General features: G+C 40.5%; 19 protein-coding genes and 3 tRNA genes. 8 read left to right on the top strand and 14 right to left on the bottom strand.

The genetic code is table 11. The features are described from left to right. The first annotated feature begins 82 nt into the window (after nucleotides 1-82). Complete coding sequence (locus FLM47_RS00780; protein ID WP_178954582.1) at nucleotides 83-541, top strand: EVE domain-containing protein; 459 nt, start codon at nucleotides 83-85, stop codon at nucleotides 539-541. 123 nt (nucleotides 542-664) lie between these two features. Then, complete coding sequence (locus FLM47_RS00775) at nucleotides 665-1,696, top strand: cytosolic protein (protein ID WP_178954580.1); 1,032 nt, start codon at nucleotides 665-667, stop codon at nucleotides 1,694-1,696. 21 nt (nucleotides 1,697-1,717) lie between these two features. On the opposite strand, the gene FLM47_RS00770 is transcribed toward FLM47_RS00775, so the two are convergent. Together FLM47_RS00770 and FLM47_RS00765 are read right to left on the bottom strand one after the other, a co-directional pair. After that, nucleotides 1,718-1,909, bottom strand: a complete 192-nt coding sequence (locus FLM47_RS00770; protein WP_178954578.1) for a hypothetical protein — start codon at nucleotides 1,907-1,909, stop codon at nucleotides 1,718-1,720. After that, a complete protein-coding gene (locus FLM47_RS00765; RefSeq protein ID WP_109875670.1) occupies nucleotides 1,909-2,976 on the bottom strand; it encodes a potassium channel family protein in 1,068 nt (355 codons plus the stop codon). The genes FLM47_RS00770 and FLM47_RS00765 overlap by 1 nt, the downstream gene beginning before the upstream one ends. 165 nt (nucleotides 2,977-3,141) lie before the next feature. Here FLM47_RS00765 and FLM47_RS00760 point away from each other — a divergent pair, with 165 nt between their 5' ends. Together FLM47_RS00760 and FLM47_RS00755 are read left to right on the top strand one after the other, a co-directional pair. Continuing rightward, the gene (locus FLM47_RS00760; protein ID WP_178954576.1) at nucleotides 3,142-4,089 is read left to right on the top strand and encodes a chemotaxis protein CheV; all 948 of its coding nucleotides are present in this window, start codon (nucleotides 3,142-3,144) and stop codon (nucleotides 4,087-4,089) included. A gap of 168 nt (nucleotides 4,090-4,257) precedes the next feature. Further along, nucleotides 4,258-5,568 carry a short-chain fatty acid transporter gene (locus FLM47_RS00755; RefSeq protein ID WP_138605941.1) on the top strand — a complete coding sequence of 437 codons (1,311 nt, stop codon included), beginning with the start codon at nucleotides 4,258-4,260 and terminating at the stop codon, nucleotides 5,566-5,568. A gap of 39 nt (nucleotides 5,569-5,607) precedes the next feature. Here FLM47_RS00755 and FLM47_RS00750 read toward each other — a convergent pair whose 3' ends face one another. Further along, complete coding sequence (locus FLM47_RS00750; protein WP_178954574.1) at nucleotides 5,608-6,624, bottom strand: metalloprotease; 1,017 nt, start codon at nucleotides 6,622-6,624, stop codon at nucleotides 5,608-5,610. A 178-nt stretch (nucleotides 6,625-6,802) separates the two neighbouring features. On the opposite strand from FLM47_RS00750, the gene FLM47_RS00745 reads away from it, so the two are divergent. Continuing rightward, entirely contained in the window at nucleotides 6,803-8,017 is a 1,215-nt protein-coding gene (locus FLM47_RS00745) for an EAL domain-containing protein (RefSeq protein WP_178954573.1), read from the top strand. Nucleotides 8,018-8,057: 40 nt separating this feature from the next. On the opposite strand, the gene FLM47_RS00740 is transcribed toward FLM47_RS00745, so the two are convergent. After that, a complete protein-coding gene (locus FLM47_RS00740; protein ID WP_138605937.1) occupies nucleotides 8,058-9,125 on the bottom strand; it encodes a CNNM domain-containing protein in 1,068 nt (355 codons plus the stop codon). A 97-nt stretch (nucleotides 9,126-9,222) separates the two neighbouring features. Between FLM47_RS00740 and FLM47_RS00735 the strand changes: the two genes are divergently transcribed. Further along, nucleotides 9,223-11,715 (top strand): S9 family peptidase, encoded by a 2,493-nt coding sequence (locus tag FLM47_RS00735; protein ID WP_178954571.1) that lies wholly within the window; start codon nucleotides 9,223-9,225, stop codon nucleotides 11,713-11,715. A 167-nt stretch (nucleotides 11,716-11,882) separates the two neighbouring features. After that, a complete protein-coding gene (locus FLM47_RS00730) occupies nucleotides 11,883-12,587 on the top strand; it encodes a response regulator transcription factor (RefSeq protein WP_138605934.1) in 705 nt (234 codons plus the stop codon). A 4-nt stretch (nucleotides 12,588-12,591) separates the two neighbouring features. On the opposite strand, the gene FLM47_RS00725 is transcribed toward FLM47_RS00730, so the two are convergent. The 7 genes from FLM47_RS00725 to nudE form a co-directional block, all read right to left on the bottom strand. After that, entirely contained in the window at nucleotides 12,592-14,103 is a 1,512-nt protein-coding gene (locus FLM47_RS00725) for a YifB family Mg chelatase-like AAA ATPase (RefSeq protein ID WP_178954569.1), read from the bottom strand. A 300-nt stretch (nucleotides 14,104-14,403) separates the two neighbouring features. Next, nucleotides 14,404-15,018, bottom strand: coding sequence for a trimeric intracellular cation channel family protein (locus FLM47_RS00720; protein ID WP_008108278.1), 615 nt, complete (start codon nucleotides 15,016-15,018; stop codon nucleotides 14,404-14,406). A gap of 622 nt (nucleotides 15,019-15,640) precedes the next feature. Continuing rightward, nucleotides 15,641-15,717: transfer RNA gene (locus tag FLM47_RS00715), tRNA-Met, on the bottom strand. A gap of 67 nt (nucleotides 15,718-15,784) precedes the next feature. Continuing rightward, nucleotides 15,785-15,861 (bottom strand) — tRNA-Met (locus tag FLM47_RS00710). Between the two features lie 81 nt (nucleotides 15,862-15,942). Then, a tRNA-Met gene (locus FLM47_RS00705) sits at nucleotides 15,943-16,019 on the bottom strand. A gap of 141 nt (nucleotides 16,020-16,160) precedes the next feature. Continuing rightward, nucleotides 16,161-16,958, bottom strand: coding sequence for a 3'(2'),5'-bisphosphate nucleotidase CysQ (gene cysQ, locus FLM47_RS00700; RefSeq protein WP_008108277.1), 798 nt, complete (start codon nucleotides 16,956-16,958; stop codon nucleotides 16,161-16,163). Beyond that, nucleotides 16,951-17,523, bottom strand: a complete 573-nt coding sequence (gene nudE / locus FLM47_RS00695) for an ADP compounds hydrolase NudE (protein WP_008108276.1) — start codon at nucleotides 17,521-17,523, stop codon at nucleotides 16,951-16,953. The genes cysQ and nudE overlap by 8 nt, the downstream gene beginning before the upstream one ends. Nucleotides 17,524-17,787: 264 nt before the next feature. Here nudE and yrfG point away from each other — a divergent pair, with 264 nt between their 5' ends. After that, the gene (gene yrfG, locus FLM47_RS00690; RefSeq protein WP_178954567.1) at nucleotides 17,788-18,435 is read left to right on the top strand and encodes a GMP/IMP nucleotidase; all 648 of its coding nucleotides are present in this window, start codon (nucleotides 17,788-17,790) and stop codon (nucleotides 18,433-18,435) included. Between the two features lie 28 nt (nucleotides 18,436-18,463). Here the strand turns inward: yrfG and FLM47_RS00685 are convergent, their stop codons facing one another. The 3 genes from FLM47_RS00685 to FLM47_RS00675 all read right to left on the bottom strand — a co-directional run bounded on the left by FLM47_RS00685 (nucleotide 18,464) and on the right by FLM47_RS00675 (nucleotide 20,047). After that, on the bottom strand, nucleotides 18,464-19,090 hold the full coding sequence (locus FLM47_RS00685) for a dUTP diphosphatase (RefSeq protein WP_178954566.1): 627 nt from the start codon (nucleotides 19,088-19,090) through the stop codon (nucleotides 18,464-18,466). 52 nt (nucleotides 19,091-19,142) lie between these two features. Then, nucleotides 19,143-19,511, bottom strand: coding sequence for a YacL family protein (locus FLM47_RS00680; protein ID WP_008108271.1), 369 nt, complete (start codon nucleotides 19,509-19,511; stop codon nucleotides 19,143-19,145). Nucleotides 19,512-19,822: 311 nt separating this feature from the next. Next, nucleotides 19,823-20,047 carry a hypothetical protein gene (locus tag FLM47_RS00675; RefSeq protein ID WP_054202800.1) on the bottom strand — a complete coding sequence of 75 codons (225 nt, stop codon included), beginning with the start codon at nucleotides 20,045-20,047 and terminating at the stop codon, nucleotides 19,823-19,825. Between the last annotated feature and the right edge of the window lie 236 nt (nucleotides 20,048-20,283).

Genomic DNA, 20,283 nt, shown 5'->3' with positions numbered 1-20,283 from the left:
ATTTCTTCCTCAATCCCCTAATTTATAAATGATACTATACAATAGTTAAAAAATACTAACTCACTGATTGAGGAAATCTAATATGGCATTTTGGCTTTTTAAAACCGAACCCGACGCCTTTTCAATTGATGACTTAAAGCAAGCGCCACAGCAAACAACGCTATGGGAAGGTGTACGCAACTACCAAGCGCGTAATTTTATTCGCGATGATGTAAAGCAAGGTGATTTAGTGATGATTTATCATTCTAGCTGTAAACAAGTTGGCGTTGCAGGGCTTGGTGTGGTTACTAAGGCTGCTTACCCTGATCCAACGCAATTTGATTTAAGTAGCGACTATTACGATGCTAAGGCAACCACTGAAAACCCTCGCTGGTTTGTGGTAGAAATAACTTATCAGGCGCATTTGAGTAGTTTAGTAAGCCTGCAAGCGATCAAAGCAAATACTGCTATAACTGATATAGCACTTAAAAAAGGCGGGCGTTTATCGGTCATGCCAGTGACCGAAAATGATTGGCATGAAATTTTAAATATGGTGAAATAAGCCACTAAAATAACTACATTTTCTTCATTAAAATAGTACTCCACCAGCGCAGCATGTCACCGCTCGATTTTCTTATGGAGCCAAATTTGTTATAATCTGCGGCTTGCGTTTACTGGAGGAAAAATGAAATTACTGTATTGGTTGGATGAATGGTTAACTCTCAGCGATGATGAGAGGCAAGCAAAACTACCAGCCTCTGGTGGAGATTTACTCGGTGATGTGTATGTAAAGTATCACTTTGTTGACCTCACTAAACCCCTGCTTTTTACTTTTTCTCCTGCGGGTACTGATATACAAGAACGCGATCTAAATGAAGACTTTGCCCCTTGGGGCTATCATCTAGCGCAAAAGCAAGATGTTAATATTATTGCGTTTCAGCATTTAGGTAAAAGCAATTGGTTTCGTAACCGCAATTTAATCTTTTTTATTGAGCAGCTATCAACTTTACTCTCTCCTTTTAAAACTAAGTTAGGCTATGGGCTTAGCCGTGGCGGCTTTGCTGTGGGTGCATTTGCTAAGTTACTCAAACTCGATAAAGTACTGCTTTTCCATCCTGTTAGCACCAAAAACAAACTTATCGCCCCTTGGGATGACCGCTCAAGTACTGAAATTGCTCAGCAATATGACTGGCAAGGTGACTACCATGATTTAGACTTAGGGGATGCCAAGGGTTACATTATTTACGACCCAACCAATCGTATTGACCGCCAACATGCTAAACGCTACAAACAGCTCACTCACTTACGCGTGTTTGGTATGGGGCACGGCACTCACGCTACTTACTTGAATAAGTTTGGCTTTTATAAACAAGTAGCGGTTGATTTTATTCGTGATCAGCAAATCGACATTGCGCAATTTAGGCTGCAAACAAAAACACTGCGTTTAAAAGAGGATTATTATAAAAAACTTAATAAAGCCAACGCTAAATCGGCACACCGCCAAGCGTTATTAAGTACCGCTCACACTATTTTAATCGACGAAAAAGCAGCGCATGTTAAAGAGCACCAAGAAAAAATTGATATTCAGCCCTTAATAGAGGTAGCTATTAAGCATCAAGACGAAAGCCCAAATGATGCCATTAAGCTATTAGAAGTTGCTCAACAACTCGTGCCTGACGACCCACTTGTTGAGCATAAACTGAGACAATTAGAATAAGTAACAAAAGGTACTCATGCTTTACTTTTTCTTGGCGTGCCCTTGCTTGGGCACAATCGAAAAGTAAAGAATCAGCGCTATCCACGAAAAGAAGATAGCGCCGACTAGCCAGCCATTTTTTTCATGGCCGTGGCTACGCTTACTGTTAAGAATTATCATGATAGGAAAAATGTAAGCACATAAAACAATAATTAAAAAAGCAACTTCAGTCATTATTTTTCCAAGCTAAGCCAATCAACTTCACCACTTAACACCCGCTCTTGTGCGATGTAATGCAGAATATCACCCGCATTCACTGCATAATCTAGAGGTGGGTTTAAATCCATATTCTTTGCACTTAAATTATGAGCTACACCTAACAATATTGCATTATGATCGTACTTAAAATGATGAAATAATTTACCAAATTCCATGGTTTTTATATCACTAGGTATTTGTAGGCTAAATTGCGTATCACCATGCAAAGTAGATAATAGCTCTTCTTGAACACGGCTTGAGCCTGGGTCTTGCATTGAGCGCACCAAAATCTCTGCTGACTTAGTGCTACTACACTCTACATTATGGCAATGCTCTAATAACATTTCCACTTTCGTTTCATCAAAAAAGTGTGCACTAATGTGACAATCTTCTTTGACTAAACGGCTAATACGCAGTGCAGTAGTAAATGTTTGGTCATCATCTTGGCCATCAATAATCACTTTATCGGCATGGCGAATGGCAACGCGTTCTAATTCATCCAAATCGGTAAAACTAGTCAAACGAGCAAAATCAACATTCTCATTACTTAAAAATGGATGCTCTATTTGTTCAGTAACCGCCAATAGAATACGGCGGTCTGTACGTTTAGTATCAGCCAAAATATAGTCGATCATTTTTTTTGTTCGAGCATTATGCCAACCAAAAATAATAATGTGATTGCTACTGTGAGCAAAGTTTTTATCACCAGTCATAGCGCGCCTAATTAAGTAAGTTACTGTTTGCCCTGTTTTACCTAACAAGACACCAAATAAAGCCAAACCAAAGGGTATTTGTATTAATGCGACAATCCAACGGCCCAAGTCAGATGATGGACTTAAATCTCCATACCCTACTGTTGAAGTGGTTACCGTGTAGTAGTAAAAAAAGGTCCCTGGCGAAAGTAGTGCTTGCTCATTAGCCATAAATAATAAGCACCAAGTAAGTAGCATGTGTAAAGACGTTGCTATTACAACAGACTGCCAGCTCACCTGATCAATATGGCTGCGCAACAGCACAACAATACGTTTAAAAATATGATGCATAATTGTTTGTTAATCGATTGATTATTTGAATCATTTGGTAACACGATACTGCACATCATAACACTTAAGCAACGTTTTACTGTAATCGAAATATTCACGGTTCGTTATGAATAAAAATAAGAGTAAACTATAGTTATTAAGTTATGAGGAAAGAATGGATCTATTATGTCAGGTGTTTTAGCGTCAGTTGATCAGCGTACTCAGCTTGTAGGTGAGAACCGTTTAGAGTTGCTACTGTTTTATTTACATAGCCGCCATTTATTTGCACTCAATGTATTTAAAATTAAAGAAGTGGTGAAGCTTCCCCGTTTAAGCAAAATACCGCACTCTCACCCTAAGGTGACGGGTGTTGCCAATATTAGGGGTGAATCTATTCCGGTGATTGATTTACGCCAAGCCATTTCTATGTCACACAAAGAACATGGTGAAGATTGTAATTTGGTAGTGACTGAATATAACCGTACCACTCAAGGTTTTTTAATTGGTAAGGTTGATCAAATAATGAACATGACCTGGTCTGATATTATGCCACCACCCAGCTCAGTCGGTAAAAATCATTACATTACTGCACTTACTAAAGTACAGCGCGACGACGTGGAGCACTTGGTAGAAATTATAGATGTAGAAAAAGTACTGGCTGAAATAGTTGAGTACGAGGTTAATATTTCAGATGGAGTGTTAGACCAAACTATAGTTAACGAATTCTCTGGGCGAAAAATACTACACGCTGATGATTCGCCAACAGCACGCAAGCAAGTAAGCGATACATTATCGCAGCTTGGTATCGAAATTGTTCCTGCCAGTAATGGCTTGGAAGCACTCAATATGCTTAAAGGTTGGGCCGATGAAGGCCGCGATGTTGAAAAAGAATTACTTATGGTGATTACCGATGCCGAAATGCCCTCAATGGATGGTTATCGCTTAACCTATGAAATACGTAACGACAGCCGCTTAAAAAACTTACATGTAGTACTTAACACCTCCCTAAGCGGCAGCTTTAACCAAGCCATGGTAGAAAAGGTTGGCTGTGATGCATTTTTATCAAAATTTCAGCCTGACTTACTAGTGCAAGAAGTACAAAACCGTCTAAAACATGTGTTAAGCAGCACCTAATTACAAAACTAGCAAATATCTGCTTGGGTAAATATTTGCTAGTAACACTCTCCTCATCAGCAACCTTTAAAAACCTGCCTTACTGAGTGGTTATTCAAAGCGGTGTTTGCTAATCCTAAGGTTTCATGATTAATTAGTAAATAAGTTTTCACTAACTCGTTATTAATTATGCTCAATAAAGTTGCCAGCCCGTTTACTAAGCTCGTCGAGCGCTACTTACCCGACCCATTTATATTTGTCATTTTGCTCACTATTATTACCTTGAGCATTGCGAATTTAGCGACTCCTGCAACCACACTTGAGGTAATAACATCATGGGGAAGCGGGTTTTGGAACTTACTTAGCTTTGCCATGCAAATGCTGTTGGTGCTAGTAACAGGCTATATGCTCGCCAGTACCTCTTTAATAAGTAAGTTACTAACAAAATTAGCAACGCTTGCTAATACGGCCCCAAAAGCCATTATTTTAGTGACATTTATCTCGCTTTTAGCAAGCTGGCTTAATTGGGGGTTTGGATTAGTGATTGGGGCTTTATTTGCTAAGGCTATTGCTAAGCAGACTCGAGTAGATTATCGACTCTTAGTAGCAAGTGCTTACTCAGGTTTTGTAGTATGGCACGGCGGATTGGCAGGCTCCGTACCACTAACCATTGCCAGCGAAGGGCATTTTTCACAGGCAACAATGGGGATTATTGGCACCGAGCAAACCTTGTTCGCAGGTTTTAACATTGCGATTCTGATTGGCTTATTTATTATTATGCCGTTGGTTAACCGCTACATGCTACCAAGTGAAAAAGACAGTGTTTATATTGACCCATCACTGCTTAAGAACACTCTACTCGATAGAGTAACAATAACACGCCCTGCGCAACATTTAGAACAAAGCAAACTGCTAGGCATGGGCATTGGCTTACTCGGACTTGCCTACTTAGGTTATTACTTTTTTATCGCAGGTGGCGGCTTAAATCTCAACAGCGTGATAGCGCTTTTCTTATTTTTAGCTATCACACTACATCAGACCCCCCACAATTTACTAAATAGCCTACAACAAGCGATTCCGAGTGGCGCGGGAATTGTAATTCAGTTCCCTTTTTATGCCGGTATTATGGCCGTTATGGTCGATACAGGGTTAGCACAACAAATATCGCAGGGCTTTATTGCCATAGCGGATGCCGATAGCTTGCCATTTTACAGTTTTATTAGTGCAGGGTTAGTTAATATGTTTGTGCCATCCGGTGGCGGCCAATGGGCTGTACAAGCACCTATTGTTATCCCTGCAGCACAAGAGCTTGGTGCAGATATGGCAAGGGTTGCTATGGCTGTAGCATGGGGAGATGCTTGGACCAATTTAATTCAACCCTTTTGGGCATTACCGGTATTAGCCATTGCAGGGTTAAAAGCTAAAGATATTATGGGGTTTTGCGTGGTACAGCTGATTATTACTGGGGTGTTTATATCGCTGGTATTGAGCTTTTATTAATCTAACTGGGCTGTAACTTGTATTACAGCCCGTGCTTACTTAGCTTGATAAAATCTTCATCGGTAAGCTTAATATCGCGTTTTCTGAATCTGCAAAATGCATCATCACTGCTACATGGCCTACAACTACCAGCGCATACATTACTGCCGAGAAGCCTTGGCCGTATTTATCTAATGGTAGTAAATGTGAGTAATGGCGACCGCGCCATTCAAACACAATTTCCAGCGCCCCAACAAACAAAAAGAACACTAAAAGCATTAAGCCAAACGTATAGCTAAGCCATAAACCAAATAACACGCCAAGTAAGCACACACTTAAACCAAGCCATGAGCGCATTGAGAAGCTTATGCTTTTTAGTACATGCCCGCCATCAAGCGGTAAAATAGGCAGTAAATTGAATAAATTAAGCAGTGCACTAAGCACTGCAACACCTGCAAATATTTCCATTTCCGTAGCGTAATAAAGCACTACACCAAGCACAGAAGTAAATAAACCAAAGGCAGGCCCCATAAGTGATATAACCACATCTTGCCAGCGCGTAGTTATTTTATCGTCGCTAACGGCTAACCCGCCTACAAAAGGAATTAAATAAATGCCTTTAGTTTTAATGCCAAAATACTTCATAGCTCGTACGTGGCCATATTCGTGTACCACCAAGCAAGCAATCAGCATTAACGCAAACTCAATGGTAAACAGCCAAGCATAACCGGCCACCGATGCGCTCGCTAGCGCCACTTTAACAACTTTAGTACTTTTAAATAATTTAAAGCCAAGCGCCGCGAGCCCTAAAAACCCCTTTTTAGGTGCGCCCTGTGCTGCTACAGGTAAAGCTAACTGAGTTGCAAACTGATTATTTACATATAGCGCCAAGCTTTGCTGGCTGACCTCGTTGCTATCAATACCAATTAACTGCTCATCAAGCATAAACTCGACATAATTTTCACGTGGGTTTTCAAATGCAATCGCTTGCTGATCATGAAATATTTTTACAACTTGCTGCTCTGCTATCATCAGCGTAAACGGTTGCTCTGCCAGAGAAAGTTCGACTTTTATCATTATTCTAACCATTATAAATTATGCCGCTAGTATACCTTCCCACCAAAAAAACACGAGTGAGCTAGCATCATTTTATTAGCGATAATGTAAGCTAAAAATGCCTGAAATACTGACAAAAACAATTCAAGCGACTATTTTTAATATTACAGGAAGTAAGCTTCAACTACTAAGGACACCAATGCAAACTCAATTGCCAAATATACTCGTTGTTGATGACTCAAAAGCCATTTTAATTGTTATGAAAGCGATTTTTAATGAGCTCGAAATGCCAGAAGTTACCACTTGCTTAAGCGCAGTTACAGCACTAGAGAGAGTAAAGCCTGATATAAACTTTTATGACGCCATATTTACCGATCTGAATATGCCAGAAATGGATGGTATGGAGTTAATTCGTAACTTAGGTGAAATAGGCTATTGCGGTGCGATTGTTATTATTTCTGAAATGGATCCTAAAATAATCAGCCTAGCAGCTGATCTAGCCAAGCAGCATAATGTGCATTTAATTGGTAACCTTACCAAGCCAGTACAATTAAATCAGGTAAATATGTTACTTGCCAAAATAGCGCAGTTAAACAGCCATACGCTTGTAAAAGAGCGCCCAATTACTAAAGCTAAACTTGTTAGCGCATTAAAAAATAATGAAATAACACCGTTTTACCAGCCTAAGATAAATATAAACACCAACTTTATACAAAGTGTTGAAGTATTGGCTCGTATTGTTTCAAATAAAAACGAACGCGTGATTTTACCAAGCCGTTTTATTAGCCTTGCTGAGCAATGCGACTTAATCAATGACATTACTTTTACGCTGTTTGAAAAAGCCTGCAGTGACTTAAAGCAGCTGAAAGAACAATTAGGGGAAAACTTAAAGTTGTCATTTAATATGTCGCCATGCCAGTTAAATGATTTGAACTGCCCTAATAAATTATTACAGTTATTACAAAAGCACGGCGTGCTTCCCAGTGATGTGGTTGTTGAAATAACCGAGCAACATGCCCTTTCAAGCTATACCCAACTTGAAACCTTAAACAGATTAAGAATATTTGGTTTTGGTATCTCACTGGATGATTTTGGTACTGGCTTTACTAATATTAACCAACTGAAACAGCTGCCATTTACAGAAGTAAAAATAGACCGCTCTTTTATAAGCCACATTGAAACAGATAAGTTTTCGCAAGTTGTGGTCAACTCATTGATTGATATGACTAGCCAAGAGCAACTGCAACTTGTTGCTGAGGGTGTTGAACGTCCGGAAGAACTTGCCTATCTAAAGCACTATCAAACAAATTTAGCTATACAAGGATTTTTGTTTAGTTGCCCAAAAGCAAAAGCTGAATTTATCTCGTGGGCACAACACTGGATAAAAACAGCTGCTAAAACAAATAATAACTAAGGTCTGCTGACCTTTGCCGGTTGATATTTACTAAATACCCCTAACGAGATTCATTATCCTCGGCGCTGACGATATGCTCACTATCCGCTAAACGTTGATGCCAACGTTGCTTAGCCACGGCACGCATGTTGGTAGATTGATCTCGCTCATCAACAATTTCTAAACCCATTAGCGCCTCTATCATATCTTCTAGGGTCACTATTCCTTGCACATCACCGTATTCATCAATCACTAAACAAATATGGGTACGCTTGGTAAGTAATATTTGTAATAACGACGATACGTTTTGCGTACTCGGTACTGTATAAATAGGCTTAACCAACTTACTAATCTTGTAGTCTGTACCTAAGCGGTGGTATGCCAACATAATGTCGTTTTTATGAACAAACCCTATTATATCGTCAGCATCTTTGTCGTAAATTAGCACTCGAGAGAATGACGAAGAGCCATGTTCGCTTAAGTACTGATTTACAGTAAGATCTTTATGAATTTTAAAAATAACCGTGCGCGGGGTCATTAAGTCGGTTAGTTTTGCGTGCCTAAAATGCAGTAAGTTTCGAATGATCTCTGACTCATCAGCATGAAGTGCCCCTGACTCACTGCCAATATCGGCCATCGCTTCTATTTCTTGGCGAATATAATAGGCCTCATTATGCTTTTGTCCCATCAAATTGGTTAGCTTTTGTGCAGCCCATACAAATGGCTTAAGCACTAACACCAAAATACGTAAACCATAAGTCACACTTGGTGTTAAAGCACGCCAATAGTTGGCACCCAAGGTTTTTGGAATAATTTCAGATAACACCAATACCAATAAAGTCATAATAGCAGATGCAATCCCCACTGCTGCATCTGAAAACACCACGGCGGCTTGTGCACCTACTCCTGCGGCACCAGCAGTATGGGCAACAGTATTAAGCGTTAAAATAGCTGCTAATGGTTGATCAATATTACTTTTTAGTATTTCAAGTTGTTTAGCCAGCACCGGCCGCTCTTTGCGCAACAATGCAACATAACTAGGTGAAATACTTAATAGTACGGCCTCCATGATTGAACACAAAAACGAAATCACAATCGCTGTAACCATGTAAACGATTAATAGTGTCACTTTCTCTCCGATAAGTTGGATAAATACCCGATGATAATAGCCATCATAACAATACATGTTATATTTGGCCAAATCTCCAATAACAATAGGCATAGCAATGAATTTAAGCGCACCTTGGTATCGTTACACAAGACGTTTTACTCGCTTGGCAACCCTACTCACATTAAGTAGTTTGAGTTTAACGGCATTAGCTGCCCCACTCGATCAATCAAAAATTCAGTTTATCGGCCCACTTGCAGAAGATATGCAAGCAAAGCCATTTCAGACCCCCCATGGCGACGTGATTATTAATAATCTGCTTGCACAACTTGAATCAAGTGCAGAAAGCTTTGTTGTGTTTGGTAAAAAGCATAAGTGGCAACCACTTGATAAAATTAACGCGCTTACTTTAGGCGGTTTACAAGCACTTAAATTTCATATTGAAACAGACCGGTTTACTCAAGGCTCCTTAAACATTGAAGGAATAGAGCAAGGCCAGATTTTTATCAATGGTGAGAAGCAAACTGGTGAAAACCAACGCTATCAGCTTGCTTTAAATAACGGCTCACATACCGTGGTTGTCATCGCTCAACAGGTTGCTAATTGGAATGATGTCACCTTAGAGTTTGTGCCAAAAGCAGAAACTGACGTCGTGACCCTAACGACAAATAAAACCAAGCGCTTATCGGCTAAACAATTGTTTGACGCCCCGACTATTAGCGGTTTGTCTTTGTCGCCTGATGCTAAGTATTACTTAAGTACAACAAAGCGCTTCAGCGATAAAACAGGCAACAACGCCATTACCACAACCGAGCTTAAAAATACTAATAACCAAACGGTATACCGATTTGAAGAAGTGCAGCCTAGCCAATTTACTTGGAGTCCTGATAACCAATTTTTAGTTTATTTACTCAACGGTGAATTAAAGCAGTTAAACCGTAAAACTTTCGCTATAAAAACCTTAGCCTCAGGCCTTGAGGGGACAAGCAACTTTAGCTATTACAACGATAATAGTATTCTTTTTAGCTGGTCTAAATCATCTGAAGAAACCAATAGCCTCACTAAACATCATAAAGGCTTACAAGACCGTTGGTCTTATGCCCGTACGGTTAGCCAATTATATTTACTCGATACCAACAGTGGTTTAACCAAAGCTCTGACCGAAGGCGTATTGAGCCATCAACTTGAAGATGCTAACAGCAACCGTGGAAAGCTATTAATAAGTCGCCCAATAATGGCGATGCAAGCCTCAACTCACCCAGAGACTGAGCTGGTTGAACTTACATTAAAATCCAACAGCATAAAATCATTAGGTAAGTTTAAAAACTTTAATCAAGCTAAATATGCCGCAAACAATATTTATGTTGTTGCAGGCCCTGATTTTAAAAATGGTGCAGGCAGAACAATACCAAAGAACATGCTGGCTAATAATTACGATGGCCAGCTTTACTTACTAGCTGATAACGCAAAAAAAGTAACGGCGTTAAGCAAACAGTTTGACCCCGCAATTGGCACATTAGAAGTACTAAGCAATGGTGATGCGCTAATCAAAGTGACAGAGAAAGATACCCAACCACTGTATTTATTTGACCTGAGTAAACAGCGCTTTAAAAAGTTAAATACAGGCTTTGATATTGTGCAGCAATTTAGCTTTTCAAATACGCGCAATGCCCAGTTATTAATTAGTGGCAGCAATGCGTCGAGCGCTCAACAACTCAAGCGCTTAGACGTAAGTAAAAACAAGGTAGAGCTCATTTGGGATTCAAACCCGATTGCTTATGCCAATACGGCTATTCCTGCGCTTGAAGAATTTAACTTTACCAATAAGCGTGGCGTAGAAATCTCTGGCCGTGTTTATCTGCCAAACAATCTTGATAAAGCCAAGAAATACCCTGCTCTTGTTTATTATTATGGAGGCACCTCACCAGTAACACGCGGGTTTACTGGGCGTTACCCTTTTAACTTATGGGCAGCAAACGGATACGTGGTTTATGTTGTACAACCAACCGGCGCAACGGGTTTTGGGCAAGCTTTTTCAGCACAACATGTAAATGCTTGGGGCGACTATACCGCCGATGACATTATGGAGGGTACAGAGGCATTTTTAGCTAAATATAATTTTGTAGACAGTGGTAAAGTAGGTAACCTTGGTGCATCTTATGGTGGCTTTATGACTATGCTGCTTGCCACCAAAACCGATATGTTTAGCGCGTCTATTGCTCATGCCGGTATTTCAAACTTAACGTCATACTGGGGTGAAGGATGGTGGGGTTATTTATACTCAGGCGAAGCCTCAAAAAATAGCTTTCCGTGGAATAACCCTCAACTTTACAGCCAGCATAGCCCTGTATTTCATGCCGATAAAGTAACCACGCCATTACTGCTTATTCACGGTGACAGTGATACCAATGTACCTGTGGGCGAAAGCTTAACTATGTACACCGCACTAAAACTGCTTAATAAAGACGTTGAAATGATAGAATACAAAGGAGCAGATCACCAAATATTTGCGCGCGATAAACGATTTAATTGGTGGAACACTATGTTGGCTTACTTTGACAAAAAGTTAAAAAATGAACCACAATGGTGGGATTCAATGTATAAAGATTAGTAACCATAATGCGCACTTTGTCGATGAAGTAAAAAAGTGCGCATTACAAAATGCAATATTATTAGACCTATTCGGAATATAATGTTACCGAAAAACAATGTTCTCTGTGTTATACAGGCCATCAATGATGCTAATATGCAAAGCTGAAACTAAAAAAATAACAGACTATGGCAATTAATGTTTTATTGGTTGAGGATGACGAATTACTCGTAAAGCGCATCCAAAATCATTTTATAAATACCGAGTTTTCTATTGACGTTGACCCCACCGGGGCCGATGCGTTAAACGTTGTTAAAAGCCGCGTAAATCAGCGCAATACTATTTCCTTGGCAATAATTGATATTGTGCTACCAAAGCGCGACGGTTTACAACTTGCCAAAGAACTAAATACGCTCACCGATATTGGCGTTATCTTATTATCGAGTCGTGACTCACAAGCCGATCGAATTGCAGGCCTTGCCCAAGGTGCTGATGACTATATTTGCAAGCCTGTAGATTTACTTGAGCTTGAGCTAAGAATGCGCGCCCTATACAAACGTGTTGCCAATAATCACAGCGACGATGACAGTGAAGAGTTTATTGAATATGCCGATTTTAAACTTCATCCAGACAATCGCACCCTTATTACCGCCAGTGGGATTGAATCACGACTGACTGAAGCTGAACACAAGGTGCTTATTTGTTTGATTGGTAATGCTGGTAAAGCGACTTCCCGTGAAAAAATATCAGAAGAAATTGGCCAGCCCGATTGGAGCCCCAACGATCGCACAGTAGACGTGTTAGTGGGTCGTTTACGTAAAAAGCTGAACGATGAAAAAGATCAAAAACGTATCGTCACTGTTCGCGGTAAAGGCTATATGCTTTCAATTTAAAGCCTTAGTGTTGGGTTAACTGCGATAATAAACGCTCAAATGCCCGATAATTAAGCGCTTCTTTAAGCTCAATTAAACTGATTTGTGGCGCACCTTTTAAATCACTAATAGTTCGCGCCACTTTAATTACTCTATGATAAGAGCGCGGTGATAGCGCCAGCTTTTCACTGGCTCTGGCTAAAAACTGCAGTTCTGCAGGTGGTAACTCACAGTGCAAGCTCATCTCTTTGTTATTTAACCGCGCATTTACTTTACCTTGGCGTTTAAGCTGAACTGCATAAGCTGCTTCTACTCGCGCCCTCACCTCAGCACTGGTTTCTTCTGTAGTTGTACTTTGTAGCTCCACGCTGCTCAACCTTGGTAGTTCAATTTGCAAATCAATTCTGTCAATAAACGGCCCCGATACTCGCGATAAATAGCGCATCACCTGATCGGGTGTCGCCCGTTTATCATGATGACACCCTGTCGGACTGGGATTAAGTGCTGCAATAAGCTGAAACTGCGCTGGAAATTCCATTTGTCTGGCCGCGCGCGAAATCGTCACTGTTCCGGTTTCCATTGGCTCGCGTAGCGAGTCTAGCACTTTACGCTCAAATTCAGGGAGCTCATCTAAAAACAAAACACCATTATGCGCTAGCGATATTTCACCGGGTTTAGGGTTAGACGAACCACCCACTAGCGCTACTGCAGAACAGGTATGATGCGGATTGCGAAACGGTCGCTGACGCCAATTGGTTAAATCAATTGAGTGGCCAATAATTGAATATAAAGCAGCAGTATCAATGGCTTCATCATCAGACATGGTTGGCATTATTGTGGCCATTCGTTGTGCAAGCATTGATTTTCCGGTCCCTGGTGGACCTAAAAATAGTAAATTATGCCCACCAGCAGCGGCAATTTCTAATACACGTTTAGCACCAGGTTGGCCTTTTACATCGCTTAAATCGAGTAAAAAATCTGGCGCTTGGGTGCAATCAGGGTAGGCAATGTTAAGCGGTAAAGGTTGTTGATTGAGCAAGTCTCCCCATACCTCTTGAATAGAACTGACGGCTTTTCGTTTTACACCACTGACAAGGCTGGCCAAACTGTCGTTTTCAAGAGGCAGAAAACAGCAACGATTTTGCTCTTTAGCACCAAGCACTGAAGGCAAAATGGCATTTACAGCACGTATTTCACCATTAAGTGCAAGCTCACCGTAAAATTCATACTTATGAATATCAGGGCAGACTATTTGCCCCGATGCGACCAAAATACCTACCGCAATCGCAAGGTCAAATCGCCCACCATCTTTAGGAAGATCGGCAGGCGCTAAATTAACGGTAATACGTTGATCGGGAAATCCAAATTGCGAGTTTTCTAGAGCACTACGTACTCTATCCTTGGCCTCTTTAACCGACGCCTCAGGTAAGCCGACGATATGAAAGGCGGGTAAACCATTCCCTAAATGCACTTCAACCATCACCTCAGGGGCGTTGATCCCCACCTGCGCGCGAGAAAATATACGGGCTAACGACATTCCTTATCCTAGGGTCTGCTGACCTTTCAAGGTTAAATTTGCAGCAGTCTGTTTGGTATTTAGGCAAGGCAGAGCCTATGTCGTGTGGTTACTCCCCATAAATAGGCGATAACGCAGCATCAATGCCAAACAGGCGCTGCCCGAAGGGTTCTGCCTAGGGACAATTAACTCTTTGTTGCTCGGTTTTTACTTAGCCCACTAGGTTACAAACCTCGCGCTGCGATTAAATCGCCCCTAGTTTGAACAAACTTTAATCCGCAAAGGTCAACAGGCCCTAGTTAACAGCTGTATTTACACAGTTTAGTCAGGATATTTAAAAACATGTAATATAATCTTCCATTTAATCGCCGAAAAACGTAGCAATAAGGTCATTAGCATACTCAGAATCATTGCCACTTCCACCGTTAACGATAGGTTGATACTTAATGTATAGACAATGCCACCAGCAATACAGGTAATAGCATACAGCTCACCTTTAAGCAGCATTGGAATATCGCGGGCAAGCACGTCGCGAATAAGCCCACCAAAACAGGGGGTTATTACAGCCATAATCACAACCGTCATATCTGGCATACCAGCCAATTGCGCTTTTTGCGCTCCCATGACCGCAAAAAAGGCTAAGCCAAACGCGTCAGCAGTTTGCAATACATAGTATGGAATGGATTTTTGCTTATTGATCAGTCGTGTAGTAACCAGAACCGCCACCAAAATAGCGTAGAAGTAGCTTTGGTCGTGTAACCAAAATACGGGCTGGTCGAGTATCACATCGCGAACGGTACCGCCGCCAATAGCCGTAACAGTTGCAAGTACAACTACACCAAAGCCATCCATTTTCTTTTCATAGGCTACCAAGGTGCCTGAGATAGCAAATACCGCCACACCTATTAAATCAAACCAGTGATAAAGTTCAGTCATAATTTTGATTACAAAAAGTTTTAAAGAGTTTAGTGCATAGCATACTAAATATTCAGCAATAACACTTTCAAAAAGTAGAATTAGAAAAGAACAGCAGGTATACGTGTTAAAAATAGCGTGAGGGAATATGAATTTTAGGCATAAAAAAACACGCTTTAGGCGTGTTGCTTTACTATAACTGTTTATTTCAGTGGTTGCGGGAGCCAGAGTTTGTAAGGAGCGAACCGACGACCTTTGCTGGCTAATGAAGAGCTGAGACCGACGAGCTATTTACTTCACTGAATTTCAGGCATAAAAAAACACGCTTTAGCGTGTCGATTTAATAAAACATATTATTTCAGTGGTTGTGGGAGCCGGAATTTAATAGACGACCTTTGCTGGCTAATGGAGAGTTGAGACCGACGAGCTATTTACTTCACTGAATTTCAGGTATAAAAAAACACGCTTTAGCGTGTCGATTTAATAAAACATGTTATTTCAGTGGTTGCGGAAGCCGGAATTTAATAGACGACCTTTGCTGGCTAATGGAGAGCTGAGACCGACGAGCTATCCATTTCACTGAATTTTAGGCATAAAAAAACACTCGTATAGAGTGTCGATTCATTCTTACAATTTATTTCAGTGGTTGCGGGAGCCGGATTTGAACCGACGACCTTCGGGTTATGAGCCCGACGAGCTACCAGACTGCTCCATCCCGCGCCTGAAATTGCAGATTTATTTATAGTTGCTTACATTACAACTTGGCTTCCAATCCTCTAAAGAAAATTGGTTGCGGGAGCCGGATTTGAACCGACGACCTTCGGGTTATGAGCCCGACGAGCTACCAGGCTGCTCCATCCCGCGCCTGTATATTTAAAGTCTATCGACTACTTAATTTAATCTCTTAAGTTAGAGTTTTACAGCACCAAATCTAACGAAGAGAATTGGTTGCGGGAGCCGGATTTGAACCGACGACCTTCGGGTTATGAGCCCGACGAGCTACCAGGCTGCTCCATCCCGCGCCTGTAATTTCTTAGTAACAGTTTTGTGTTATTCACAAGCCTGTTTCGAAGAGAGCGCTATAATATAGGAATAAACCTATAATGCAAGGTTTTACTAATTAAAAGCGTTTAAGTGAACAAAAACCCATCAAACAGTGGTGTTTACAGTAATCGTTGATGTGGATTTATCATTTTTTGCCACTCCCAGTCGGGATGACCCATAACAATAAAGTCAGGATTTTCTGTGCTTTCTCTTTGGTTATACGTTAAAGGATTAAATTCAGCGTCGGTAATACAGCCGCCCGCTTCTTCAACAATAACTTGCGATGCCCCCGTATCCCACTCACCTGTAGGACCTATTCTTAAAAAACAATCTGCTTTACCCTCAGCAACAATACACGCCTTAAGTGAACACGAACCTAAAGCCACAGTTGCAAATTGCGCATTTAGATACTGGCTAACTGCTTCTATTTTTTGGCGGCGGCTTACAGCCAAAGTTAAACTCTCGGGCGGTGCAACAAATATTTGTTTATCGTGCTCACCTTCACGCTTAAATGCCCCATTTTTAGCCGTTGCATAATAGGTCACGCCCTTTGCTGGCCAATGAATAACCCCCAACACTGGGTGGTTATTTTCTATCAATGCAATATTAACGGCAAAGTCACCACTTTCGAGTATAAATTCACCGGTGCCATCCATTGGGTCAAGCAACCAATAACGTTGCCAGTGCTGTCTATCTTGCAACGCTGGAATGGGGGTTTCTTCTGACATAATAGGAATGTCAGGAGCAAGCGCATTTAAACCCGCCACGAGCACATCATTTGCAGCTAAATCTGCTTTAGTTACTGGCGTATTATCTGATTTTTCTTGCTGACCAATATCGTCTTTTTTATACAAAGACATAATGGCATCCCCTGCACTTTGCGCAAGCTCAATACATGGCTCTAGAAGTTTATTCATTAATGTCTCCTGAGGCTAAATACTTATCTAATAATAGCAGAGCCGCAACACTACGTGCTTCAGTAAAGTCAGGTTGCTCTAATAACGACTGCCATTGTGAAAGTGGCCATTTCACAACCACTAAGGGCTCAGGCTCATCGCCTAGTAAGGTTTCAGGATATAAATTTTTAGCAAACAAAATATGCATGGTTGCGTTAAAATAGCTCGGTGCCATAGTGACCGTTTTAAGCGGTTTAAAGTATTCAGCGCCAAAGCCAATTTCTTCTTTGAGCTCTCTGTTTGCAGCCTGTTCAGGCGTTTCACCTGGGTCAATGAGCCCTTTGGGAAACCCTAACTGATAGTCATTGGTGCCTGCACAATACTCACGAACCAGTAATAACTCATTTTCAGTGGTCATAGGTACAATCATAACGGCTCCACGACCACCGCCGCGAATTCGCTCATACTGACGCTCTTCGTTATTTGAAAACTTAAGCTCTAAAGACTCCACAGTAAATAAGCGACTTTTAGCGACAACATTATTACTGAGAATTTGTGGTGGTGTTGGGTGCTTTTTCTGTGTCATGGGCATCAATTTGCTATCATTGCAGTTATACTAATCATATACCCAAATGAGTATAAGATGCGAGTTTCAGTTTGAATTAAAAGCAATTTAATTGAGCAAATAATTCTCGGGTTTAGCTAAGGTTAATTCTTTATTTTAGGCTACGAATACGCTCTTAATATAATATTGTCGGATTTATACCTTAATAACTCAATTTACAAAGTTCATTAATCTACTTCATCGCAACTTATTCATTTCAAAAAGTAGTTTTCACAAGGATACATCATGCTCAACTGGTCAAAAATCGATACTGTATTACTCGACATGGATGGAACTTTACTTGATTTACATTATGACACTGACTTTTGGCTCAATGTTGTACCCCAACAACATGCTCTGGCTCAAAATATCAGTTTTGAGGAAGCCCGCGCAGATATCTTAAAACGCTATCAGGCTGTGAGTGGCAAAATTCAGTGGTACTGCTCTGACTATTGGGAGGCACAGCTAAACTTACCTATTCTCGAACTAAAGCGCCAGTCTGCCCACTTAATCAAAATTCGTGAAGACGTTCCGCATTTTTTAACTGAACTTAGACGAGCAGGTAAAGAGCTCATTTTGCTGACTAATGCCCATCCTGAATGCGTCATGCTTAAATTTGAACATACCGCTATTGATAACTATTTAGACGGGGTGGTATCGACTCATGAATATGGAGTAAGTAAAGAGCAACAAAGCTTGTGGCATAAAGTGCAAGGGGACTTAGGGTTTGATAAACGCCGCACTTTATTTGTAGATGACAGTTTACCGGTATTAAATGCCGCACGAAAATACGGCATTGAGCATTTACTTGCGGTTGCTAACCCTAATAGTCAACAACCACATAACGATATAACCGACTACATAAGCGTCACCGATTACCGTAAGCTTATTTAGCTTATTTAGCTTATTTAGCTTATTTAGCTCATTCGCCCTGAGGGTAACGCGCTACTAAGCCTTGATATACCTGTTTTGCAAAATCTGCATGTTCAGTATCAAGGCTTTTAACTACTTCTACTAAGTGTTCGTTATCTTCTTGACCATGCCATACTTTAATGTAGCTGCCATCTTTGTAGCCATGATCTTGGCGGAAAAAGTTAAGCGTATTTTTACCTACATAACCACGGTATAAATCATCAATATCCATGCCTATTTGCGCCATACAACCAGCAAAAGCGGCTGCATTAAACGCTTTATTGGCAACAGCACTGGCTGCTAATAATTCAAGTGTTTGTTTAAAGTCATCACCTTGTTGTGGTGCACTCATTTCGGCTTGTAGTTTTGTTGCTATTTGCTCGTAGCTAGTCTCACCGTCAATACGCAACGATAAGCCAAAGTGAAAAATATCAACCAGCTCTAAAATCACCTGTTCAGTATCTGGTGTTTGTTTTTTCCACCATTTCCAACCGTAATGGTCTAACATTTCTGCACATTCAACCCAAATAGCTCGGTACCATTCAAAGCCTTGGCTAAACCATTGCTCATGTACTTTAGTATTCATGGCATTTTGCATTTCTAGCATAACAACTAGCTTGTTTAAATTCGCAGACATATTGGTTCCACTGTTGGATTTATAATTAGGGTAATAATACAGATAATATAACTTAACGACCAGCCGAAAACTCATGCCATGAGTTGATCAGGTCAACAAAGTCTTCAAAACCACAACCGCTGCTTAAATCATTCTCTTCAAGCATTAATTCGTCATCTTGGTAGGCTAATATATCTTCGTTATCTTGATGCAGCGCATGCGCTTCAAATAACGCTTCATCTTTAGAAAGGATCAGGTCAATTTCTTGGCCTTTAAGTGTTAACGGTTCAAAGCTTGAACTCACCGAGCTAATAAGCGCCAGCACCATAGCCACTTTGTCTTTGCCTATTTCTTCATTTAACCAACGGCCTATAATCGCATGCTCGCTGCTTATTTTAATTCTTAACCCACTAATAGGGTCGCGAATAAATTGGTATTCCATAACTTTATTCCAGTACTGCTAATTACAATAGATTATAACCTAGTCAGTTATGAATAACGCAAGCCAGATACAAAAATAGCGCCGCAAGGCGCTACTTAACCTGAACTCTGGTTAAGAGATTTACTAACATATTGAATAAAATGATATTTATGTTTATTTTCTCTAGCCAGAAATTTTCAGTGAAAACAAGGCGAAATTACGCGTCAATAGCTAGTCTATTGCAAGTAAATTCAACGCAGTTAGCGCTCAAAATAGCTGCTAGAGATAGATTTATTATCCAGAGTTCAGGTTATTTAGTATCATCAATATAGCTAACCGCCTGAGCGATAGCGGGCAGCATCAATAATTGCCCATAAATGGAATACGGCTCCAACAATAGCTGGAACAACTAAGAACCATAACGCGTAACCGCCAAAAACCAAAATGGCAAACACCAGCGCCGATAAAATACGACCCTGCACCAACTGCCCTAAACCCGGGAAAAAAATATTACATAGAGCGGCTATTACATTTCCGCCAGAACCTTGTTGAGACATACTAACCTCTGTAGTTTAATTAATTTTGTATTTGTACTTATTATTTATACTTACACACTTTATGCCAATTTATTAAGGCTTACAAATCATACAGTTAAATTATTACGAATTTATCGCTTTAGTATTTTTTGCCAAAAATAAGTCAAATTAGCAATTTTAAATAGCTATTTTAGTTACTTGCTCAGTTTATACTGTTCACTATTCAACAACTTAAATACCTATTTTATAAATAGCTG

The organism is Pseudoalteromonas sp. Scap06, from assembly GCF_013394165.1.
In the GTDB taxonomy this organism is placed as follows: Bacteria; Pseudomonadota; Gammaproteobacteria; order Enterobacterales; family Alteromonadaceae; genus Pseudoalteromonas.
Note: the sequence above shows the minus strand (reverse complement) of the source record. Positions and strands in the feature narration are given on the sequence as shown.